General features: G+C 61.3%; 10 protein-coding genes and 2 pseudogenes. 3 read left to right on the top strand and 9 right to left on the bottom strand.

Annotated elements, in window-relative coordinates; all coding sequences use genetic code 11:
* The 5 genes from H7C86_RS36160 to H7C86_RS36180 all read right to left on the bottom strand — a co-directional run.
* On the bottom strand, nt 1-483 hold a 483-nt coding region (locus H7C86_RS36160), incomplete at its 3' end, for a hypothetical protein (RefSeq protein WP_259349435.1).
* A 66-nt stretch (nt 484-549) separates the two neighbouring features.
* On the bottom strand, nt 550-900 hold the full coding sequence (locus H7C86_RS36165) for a hypothetical protein (protein WP_019749976.1): 351 nt from the start codon (nt 898-900) through the stop codon (nt 550-552).
* A gap of 116 nt (nt 901-1,016) precedes the next feature.
* Nucleotides 1,017-1,397: a DUF6188 family protein gene (locus tag H7C86_RS36170; protein WP_256921966.1), complete on the bottom strand. Its 381-nt coding sequence runs from the start codon at nt 1,395-1,397 to the stop codon at nt 1,017-1,019.
* 142 nt (nt 1,398-1,539) lie between these two features.
* On the bottom strand, nt 1,540-1,773 hold the full coding sequence (locus H7C86_RS36175; protein ID WP_019749974.1) for a hypothetical protein: 234 nt from the start codon (nt 1,771-1,773) through the stop codon (nt 1,540-1,542).
* 415 nt (nt 1,774-2,188) lie between these two features.
* Nucleotides 2,189-2,686 (bottom strand): hypothetical protein, encoded by a 498-nt coding sequence (locus H7C86_RS36180; RefSeq protein ID WP_019749973.1) that lies wholly within the window; start codon nt 2,684-2,686, stop codon nt 2,189-2,191.
* A 180-nt stretch (nt 2,687-2,866) separates the two neighbouring features.
* Between H7C86_RS36180 and H7C86_RS36185 the strand changes: the two genes are divergently transcribed.
* Nucleotides 2,867-3,163, top strand: a complete 297-nt coding sequence (locus H7C86_RS36185) for a hypothetical protein (RefSeq protein WP_019749972.1) — start codon at nt 2,867-2,869, stop codon at nt 3,161-3,163.
* Between the two features lie 125 nt (nt 3,164-3,288).
* On the opposite strand, the gene H7C86_RS36190 is transcribed toward H7C86_RS36185, so the two are convergent.
* Together H7C86_RS36190 and H7C86_RS36195 are read right to left on the bottom strand one after the other, a co-directional pair.
* Nucleotides 3,289-4,140, bottom strand: a complete 852-nt coding sequence (locus H7C86_RS36190) for a TFIIB-type zinc ribbon-containing protein (RefSeq protein ID WP_182263448.1) — start codon at nt 4,138-4,140, stop codon at nt 3,289-3,291.
* Between the two features lie 154 nt (nt 4,141-4,294).
* Nucleotides 4,295-4,882, bottom strand: coding sequence for a hypothetical protein (locus H7C86_RS36195; RefSeq protein ID WP_125461312.1), 588 nt, complete (start codon nt 4,880-4,882; stop codon nt 4,295-4,297).
* A gap of 474 nt (nt 4,883-5,356) precedes the next feature.
* On the opposite strand from H7C86_RS36195, the gene H7C86_RS36200 reads away from it, so the two are divergent.
* Entirely contained in the window at nt 5,357-5,734 is a 378-nt protein-coding gene (locus tag H7C86_RS36200) for a hypothetical protein (protein WP_019749968.1), read from the top strand.
* A 70-nt stretch (nt 5,735-5,804) separates the two neighbouring features.
* On the opposite strand, the gene H7C86_RS36205 is transcribed toward H7C86_RS36200, so the two are convergent.
* Complete coding sequence (locus H7C86_RS36205; protein WP_029538673.1) at nt 5,805-7,220, bottom strand: IS30 family transposase; 1,416 nt, start codon at nt 7,218-7,220, stop codon at nt 5,805-5,807.
* Nucleotides 7,221-7,238: 18 nt separating this feature from the next.
* Nucleotides 7,239-7,364 (bottom strand): annotated as a pseudogene (locus H7C86_RS38150) (transposase); the annotation flags it as partial.
* Between the two features lie 47 nt (nt 7,365-7,411).
* Between H7C86_RS38150 and H7C86_RS36210 the strand changes: the two are divergent.
* Nucleotides 7,412-7,865 (top strand): annotated as a pseudogene (locus H7C86_RS36210) (IS3 family transposase); the annotation flags it as partial.
* Nucleotides 7,866-8,126: the final 261 nt, after the last annotated feature.

The following is an 8,126-nucleotide window of genomic DNA, read 5'->3' on the forward strand; positions in this document are numbered from 1 at the left end:
AGCCCCCGTACTTCGTTGACTACTCCACCTACCTCGACATCTGGACCAACGTCGGGCTCGGAGCGTAGTCCCCGCGGCAGCCCTGTCCCTCACGGCAATCAGCTGATGGGTCGCGGCGAGAACCAACGCAAGGAAGGCCGCCGGAACACTCCCCACCATCGCTATCAGAGACGGGTTTGTGGAGCTGAACGCGACGGCGAAGCCCCACACAGCAGTGGAGAGCATCGCACCGGCAACGATCCAAGACACCACAGGCCGCGGGATCACTGCCGGAACGATGCACAGCGCCACAGGAATAGCCAACACCAGGAACAGTTGGCGACCGAAGTACTCGTGAACTGTGCCGAGGCATACCGCCGAACTCAACGAATCGAAACCGATTTCGCAACTGGTGATTTCGTACACCGGCCACTGAGCGCTCGCAGATCCCAATACCCCCACCGCGATTGCCAACGCAAGCCACGCGATCCGAATGCCACTCATGAGGCATGATCATGGCATGTGCCGTCGAGTTGGGGCGCTGTCGTCAGCGCCACCCTCACCGAGCGATCAAACTTGCTGATTGCCAGCATCATCGGTGACGGCTGACGCGGAATAGAGCGACCGGAATGTGGTCACGAACTCATCGATGGTTTCGCACACTTCGGCCTCGTCTTGCGGTGCGCGACTGGGATCATCGTGTCGTAGAGCGTTCATGATTTCGATCTGCAGCCACGCCCAGCGTAGGACTTCATGCCGGTCGCGCTGTTCTTCCTCGTACTTGTCGACGATCGATTCGTAGAAGGTCACCAAGGAGTGCAGAGATCTTCGGCCGTGGACATAGTCGTCGGCTACCTCGAGGACCAGCGGATAGTGATCTGGCGAGTCGGCTGAAGAATCTTGCGGGGGATCGGAAGTCATCGCGATGTGTCCTCATGTTCGACGTTCAGGAAGGTTCGACAAGGCCTAATCATGCGGCCGAAGTGTCGCCGTGCGCGTGACGCCGGGCGGTGATGCTGGTCTCGGGGATGGTCACTTCAGTTGAGGTCCGGCCAGTTCCACGCTGCGATCGTCCCGCCAGGGGCCGAGACGACGAGCACGTTCCCGGGTGCGGAGACGTTCCAGCTTTCGAAGTCCGGCGACGGTGGCACCGACAACACGGCACCGGTGTCGAACAGTACGACGAGTGATCCGTCTGCGGGGCAGGTGCTGAGTTCGATTGTCGCGCCGACCAGTTCTGCCGCAATGTCTACCCCGGATGCAGGCGCGGGAAGGTCGATGGTGATCTCGGTGTCGTCGGGGCGGGTGAGCACGGGATTCTCCTCGACGAAGTATCGAACGCGCTCGTCAGTTTCGAACTGTAGGGCGTGACCGACCTCGGCGCGGGCAACCCGCTGTCCGGCGCCTGGAAGATTCATCGCGTTCACGTCAGAAGGATATGACGACCCCGGCTGCGCCCCGCATGGGTTGCAGGGGTGGGAGAACTTAGTGCCGGTGCACTGTCATGTGATCGTCAGTCGACCAGGGCGGCAATCGGGAACGACTTCGCGGCCCTCGACCTCAATCCACCGGCGGTGCCGTGGGTCTTCCTTCTGCGGAGGGAGCGCCGGAGGCGGCGAGGATGTCGATGTCGAATTTGCCGTCAGCCCGACTACGAAGAAGATCGACTGCGATCGAGGCGACGTCGTAGTCCATGAACGTCCCCTGCTCGGTTCGGCAGTGCAGCGAAATGTACACGATCCCGCCCACCACACGGTAAGCCTGGGCCTGGACGCGGAAGTCGGCACCCAACACCAGCCCAGCCCGGGTACAACGCCATCGGCCCTTCGGGAAGCCCCGGCAGCAGGGGGATTTCGTCGATACCGCCGTCGGGGAGCATCCCGTCCACGCCATAGACGATCGGATGTCCGTCCGATTCCTTCGACACCACTGCCAACGGCATCGACGCCACGTTGAACAAGATTCTGGGCGCACCACATAGAAGGGCATCGATGACAAGGGAATCACCTTCTGCGCCGAAGGAAACTCCGACAAGAGGGGTACTTCTGATGACTGTTTCCACGACACGAATCTCCTGCCCCGTGACCAGCCGAGGCGCGTGAATTTCCAGGTCGAGAGCTGGCAAACTCGGCCAGGGCTTGCTTTCGACCAACATCACAACAGTCCTTCAAAACGCGCGTCCCAGACAGGGTGGTCGGCCGGCGCCGGTTCAGTGTTCGACGGGCCACACACCGTCGGAGGCTTTGATCTCGCGGATCATCGACGGGCTGCCAGCGGGCCAAGTCTGGATGAGATAGTCCTCGGTGGCGGAGTCGACGTCCATGTCCCAGTGCTCGGCACGTCCTCGCGTGGCGATACGGAAGCAACGCGCGCCGGTGGGGGAGGTGAGTTCCCCGAACTCCTCGACGATTTCGTTCGCCAAGGTGATGAAGAGCATCGGTTGGCGGCACACTACGTGGACCTCTTCGATATTTTCCCAGGCGTCGAGGTCGATCGCGGGGCCACCGTTGAGAAACATGTCGTCGTCGCCGGAGAGCTGTTCGAGGGTGACGTGCACCGGCCCGTAAGCGATGCCGGTGCGAACAGAGATCAGGTTGTTGCCTGCGTCGAACACCTGCCCCTCTGAGTAGGTCTCGGTGGGATCGGTGTCGGCCGCGGAGATGAGGAATGTGTGGTGCTCGGCATCGACCAAGCCTCGTGTAATCATTATCCGATTGAATCAGCGCGGGCAAGGAATTCCGTCGAGGATCACGCGTGTTGCCCACGTGATCGTGTCCGTCGGTCGCGGTCGAACAGGGGCGCATCGGTAGTCTGAGTTCGTGCCGTATGAGCAGGGATTGAGCGATTGGCGGGTCTACACGGCCGAAGAGTCCGTGGGGGGGACAAGGTGCCGCTGACATTTGACGAGGCAGTCGCCTTCGTGCGGGAAGCGACGGCAAGTCGTTGGTGGGCAGAGGCATTCCCTCATGCCGTTCCCGTCGAGGTCGTGCTCGGCGGCGACGAAGTTTCCGATGCTGGGGGTCAAAGCTACGCGATGTCATATGCGTCCCAGGTGGGCCGTCCCGTTTCGCAGCGGTGGGTGATCTCGATGCATCCCTCCATGGTGGGCACCCGGATCCCCATCCATGAGCTGGCGCACTGTGCGTCCCCGCTCACCACCTCAGCGAACTCAACAGCTGACTGAACCGAGAATGCGTCATCTCGCCGCATGAGGCCTGGTCTACATGAGGTTGCGTGCGAGTTTCGCCAAGGATCCTCCTGCAAGTTCGTGGATTGTTCTGTGAGGCGTCGGATTTCGAGGTAGGACGATTACTTCGGTAGCGGCAGGATCCGTCCGGTTCCGGGGTCGAAGCAGACGAGGCCGAGGTTTTGGGCGGCCCGCACGAAGGTCGCGGCTATCAGGCTTGTCGCCCGGTCGTCGCCGCTGATGTAGATCGCGGCGAAGCTCACAGCGATGTGCCACGTCCACGCCCCTTCGCTGCCGGCATGCGGTCCCGCAGGTGCGATGTGAACCGTGAATTGTGCGGGACTGTCGGTGTCCGGTGCGTTTTTGCTGACCGTGATCGCAGCATCAGGATCGGTGCGCGGAAGTTGCTCTGCGAAGGTGGTCACAAGTTGGGCGATCGTGTCGGTGATCCAGCCGACGGGACGGGCGATCCGTTTTCGGTAGTAGGCGACCGCCGCGTGGTGACTGTCATGCTGTTCGGGCGAACCTTCCCACGCTGCGGCGTGAAATTGACGGATCGGGTCGAGCTCTGCCGGGGCGGTGTGTGGTTGTACGGGCAGGTCCGGTTCGTCTCCCGTCCGCGGTTCCGGCAACCGGTCCGAGTACGACGGGAACGTCGGCGACGCAGGAATTTCGCGATGAGGGTGGGCGGGGCGGTGTTCGAACGCTTCCTGGTTCTCGGTCGCGATCTGCGCGGCCAGTTGCGCGGCCGGGTCCCACCCTGGTGGGGGTCGGCGGCCGCGGCTGAACCACGGCATTTCGCTGTCGATCCAGTGCCGGCGCCACGCCGCGTGCGTGCGCCCCGAGGCGTGGTCGTCGTACCCGAATTGGAATCCGCAGCAGGGGCAGATTTCGTCGGAAGCCGAGGTATCGTCGTCGTTGTACGGGCGGCGGGTGAGGTTCGGGTTGCCGCAGATCGGGCAGGTGTAGATCATCGCAGTGCTCCGCGGTCACGGTCGAAGAAATGGTTACCCTCGGCGGGTTGTGTGGAAGGTGATGGTTTTGCGGCCTCTCGTATACCTACCGAGGGCGTTGGGGTCGGCAGCGTAGGCCCGAATCCTGTCTTGCGGTGGCGTCGTCCTCGACACGTCAGTGCACACGTGTGTAGGTGAGGGTGTTGCCACGTGGCAGGTGAATCAATCGGATTGTGTCGGTGGTGAGTTCGCCGATGCCCAAGTATTGATCGCGTGGGTGCTGGCCGTCGAAGGTCAGTTGGGTGTGCAACGCTGGTTCTGCGGACTGTGCTGCCGCATCGGCGATGTCGGGGACTTCAGCGGTCGGAATCAGCTCCCACGTGCCCGATCTTGTGGCATCCATTCCCTCATAGCAAGTGGTGAGTGTTCCGTCAGCAGCGAAGGTCATACGCGAACGAGAGTCTGCGGTGTCCTGCCAGGTGCCGACGAACAGTTCCGGTGCCGTCCCGGCCGTCGCCAGATTGCCGGGTACAGACGAGCACCGACTCGGCCGCTGGGCCGGTGTATTGGTGGCTGCCGCACCGGATCCGACGGACAGCAGCGACGACGTCGAGTCCTCATCGGCGACCGGGGCATGACTCTTGAGAAAGAGCAGCGCACCGACAAGCGCTACACAGACTGCCCCGAATACCGCGAAAATGACCAGGTCCCGCAACTTGCGGACCCGGTGTTTGCGCTCGGCTTGCACCTTCAAACGTCTCACCCCCGCATCCGGATGAGATCCTCACCTTGACACGGTTCGCGCAGGCGGCATAGATCCACCAGAGAGTTTCGCCTCTTCTTTGCAGTCCCACTTGTCGTTCGATCAGCGTGATTGTGCTGATTCATCAGATTAGCCAGGTCGTTGGTGCGCTCGGTGATCACGGCCTGCCGGGTTGCAGTGGCGATCAGCATCCGAGGAGGACCGAGCTTTCCTCGCCACGGAGATGCATTGTCCATGAGGTAACGAAGATGTAACGGCCTGAGGGTTGCTTCCAAAAAGATCCAAGGGTCTGGCCAGCCGTTTCGCTGAAACAATTTAGACTTCAACGGTTTAGCCACAGTGAGTTGCATCTCAAACCGAACAACTAGATTGCTCAATGTTTGCGAGATGGCGTTGACTGTGACGGGAAGAACCAGACAAACGTGGCCCATGGATGCTTACATCCGGAACGGGTCCTGATGAAGGAGAAGCTGAATGACGCGCCTACGCAAGACGATTACCGCAGCCGCTTTGATTCCCGCCGGTATTGCAGCCATCGCGCTCAGCGGCGCAGGCACAGCATCAGCTATCGCTCCGATCAACGACAACGGGCGCATCGGGGTTCAGCTGAACCAGGGCGAGACCGCGTTGTTCGGTCAGGTTAACGCCGGCGATGCGATCGAATCTGTCACCACGCCGAGTCAGGTCGGTGTGCGCGTGGCCCCAGGATCGATTTACGCAGGTACTGACGGCGTCCGAGGACACCTCGACCAGTTCGCTGACGAAGCCGCAGCGCGAGGCGGAGAAATTTCTCTCGGCGTGCTGAACCCGGCGCGGGGTTCGCAGCAGTTCTTCTTCATCCAGAGCTGGTAATCCTCTCCGCCGAAGAAGTGTTGCTTCCCTCCTCCGCCTTGTATTCCAGCAATCGTCGCAACACTCGTGGTTACGAGACTTCCAGTAAAGCACTCAGGCGCTCTGCAGGGGTGTCCCAGTCGAGTGATTTCCGGGGTCGATCGTTAAGCTCCTCCGCGACGGCCAAGAGTTTGTCGACGCTGTGCACTGCCAGGTCGGTTCCGCGCGGGAAGTATTGGCGCAGTAGACCGTTGGTGTTCTCGTTGCTGCCGCGCTGCCAGGGAGCGCCCGCGTCTGCGAAGTAGACGTCGAAGTTGGTCGCGGCGGTGAACGCGCGGTGTTCGGCCATCTCGGCGCCTTGGTCCCAGGTCAGTGTTCCCCGCAGTGATGTGGGCAGGTGACGGACGGTGGTGATGAGGGAGTCTCGGACGGCTTCGGCAGTCCGCTCGCGGCCGAGGTGGCCGAGCATCACGAAGCGGGAGGAGCGTTCGACTAGTGTCGCGATCGCCGATCCACCCAGCGCGCCGATGATGAGATCACCTTCCCAATGTCCTGGAACTTTTCGCGAGTCGACCTCCGCCGGCCGATTGCTGATGGAGTTCATCGGGTCGACGAACCGCGGCCGGCGGGCATCGGGCTGCTTGTGCGGTTTGCGTGCAATTCGACCGCGGCGCAGTTGCTTTCCGAGTTCCCGTGTGAGTTCGCCTCGGGCGTGGACGTAGATCGCTTGATAAATCGTCTCGGTGCTCGCACGCATCTGCGGAGTGGTCGGAAAGTCCTTGACCAATCGGTGACTGATCTGTTGCGGCGACCACCTTTTCGCCAGTTTCCCCTGGACGTAGGAACGAAGCTCGGCATTGGCAACCAGCTTCGCCTGCCGCGGCCGGGCCCGATGCTTCACGGACAGCCGATGCGCCGTATGAGGCATATATCCCCTCACCGAGACGGTGTTGCGCTTGAGTTCTCGGCTGATCGTCGACGGTGCGCGTCGCATTTCTGACGCGATCGCCCGGATCGACAACCCTGCGCGCCGTAGATCCTGCAACTGCTCGCGTTCGAGCAGGCTGAGGTATCGGGGATGGATGATCTTCTCGACGACGTTGAGGTCGACGCTTCCGCCGATCGCGCGGGTTCTTCGTTCTGGCACACCGTCATTGTTCTTTACCGGGTACCGCACCACCCGGCCGTCGGGATAGACCCGACCTCGGTTGATGATCGTGATGCCCTTGTCCCAGTCGGTCGCCGATCGGGCATCGGCCCCGACGCGAGCTCTGGCCTCTACGCGCGTGAGTCCCGCCGCTCGCAGACGCAGGAATTCTTCGCGCCGCGGGTTGACTTTGCGTGCCTCGCTGGTTGATATTCCTGCTTTCCGCGCCCATGCATAGGCTGTTGGCCGGTGAATCCCCAGCTCATGAGCGACGGTCGAGATGATTTCTCGCTCGCGAACGAGCCGCAAGAACTCAGCTTTGAGTTCCGCGGGGTAGGTGCGCGGCGCGGCCCGCGCCATGGTCAGCCCTGTTTTCCGTAACCAGTTGTAGCCGGCGTTTTCATGAACGCCGACTGCACGCGCTGCGGCGCGGACCGTGCCACCTCTGTCGAGTAATCGGAAGAATTCTTCCTTCTGCTGATCCGTGTACTTTTTGCCAGCCATTGCAACACCTTTCAGTAGGTGTTGCGACGATTGCTGGAATCCAAGCCGACACCGGAAAGCTGTACCTGTGTGCGATCAAGGACGTGTACTCGAACAAGATCGTCGGCTATTCGATCGACTCGCGAATGAAAGCGTCGCTGGCTGTGAATGCCCTGACCAATGCCGTCGCGCTCCGGGATCCGGCCGGAACGATCGTACATTCCGATCGGGGTAGCCAATTTCGATCACGAAAATTCATTCATGCATTGTCCGACAACGGTTTACAAGGTTCCATGGGTAGGGTCGGGGCGTGCGGCGACAATGCGGCGATGGAGTCTTTCTTCTCACTGTTGCAGAAGAACGTCCTCGACCGTCAACGGTGGTCAACTCAAGAACAGCTGCGGCTGGCGATCGTGACCTGGATCGAGAAAAACCTACCATCGCAAACGCCGGCAACGGCGCCTCGGGAAACTCACGCCGATCGAGTTTGAGACAATCAACCAGGCTGTATACGCGGCTTGAAGCTATCACCCCCACGCGTCAACCGAAGTGGGGGCAGTCCCCCTTGCATCTCCGGGTCGAATGGCCAGAAACCGTGCCTTGCAGCCTTTTTGGTCGCGGTTGGGCGCAATCATCCCACTACGATCCTCGTAGGTGCACGCCGTACTTGACGTGTGACTGTTTGGTTTAAGTGGGTCGGACGAAATCTGGTTGAGGTGACTGAGTTGTCTGAGGTTCACCCCGAAAAGTGGACAGTGGTCACGCGGCCATCGAGGTCGCGGT

The organism is Rhodococcus sp. UFZ-B548, assembly GCF_903819475.1.
Classification (GTDB): Bacteria; Actinomycetota; Actinomycetes; order Mycobacteriales; family Mycobacteriaceae; genus Rhodococcus_F; species Rhodococcus_F erythropolis.

What these genes read in the sequence shown, in the direction of transcription:
- H7C86_RS36165 (WP_019749976.1), bottom strand. Translation starts at nt 900, where the DNA reads ATGACTTCCGATCCCCCGCAAGATTCTTCAGCCGACTCGCCAGATCAC.
- H7C86_RS36170 (WP_256921966.1), bottom strand. Translation starts at nt 1,397, where the DNA reads ATGAATCTTCCAGGCGCCGGACAGCGGGTTGCCCGCGCCGAGGTCGGT.
- H7C86_RS36180 (WP_019749973.1), bottom strand. Translation starts at nt 2,686, where the DNA reads ATGATTACACGAGGCTTGGTCGATGCCGAGCACCACACATTCCTCATC.
- H7C86_RS36190 (WP_182263448.1), bottom strand. Translation starts at nt 4,140, where the DNA reads ATGATCTACACCTGCCCGATCTGCGGCAACCCGAACCTCACCCGCCGC.
- H7C86_RS36200 (WP_019749968.1), top strand. Translation starts at nt 5,357, where the DNA reads ATGACGCGCCTACGCAAGACGATTACCGCAGCCGCTTTGATTCCCGCC.
- H7C86_RS36205 (WP_029538673.1), bottom strand. Translation starts at nt 7,220, where the DNA reads ATGGCGCGGGCCGCGCCGCGCACCTACCCCGCGGAACTCAAAGCTGAG.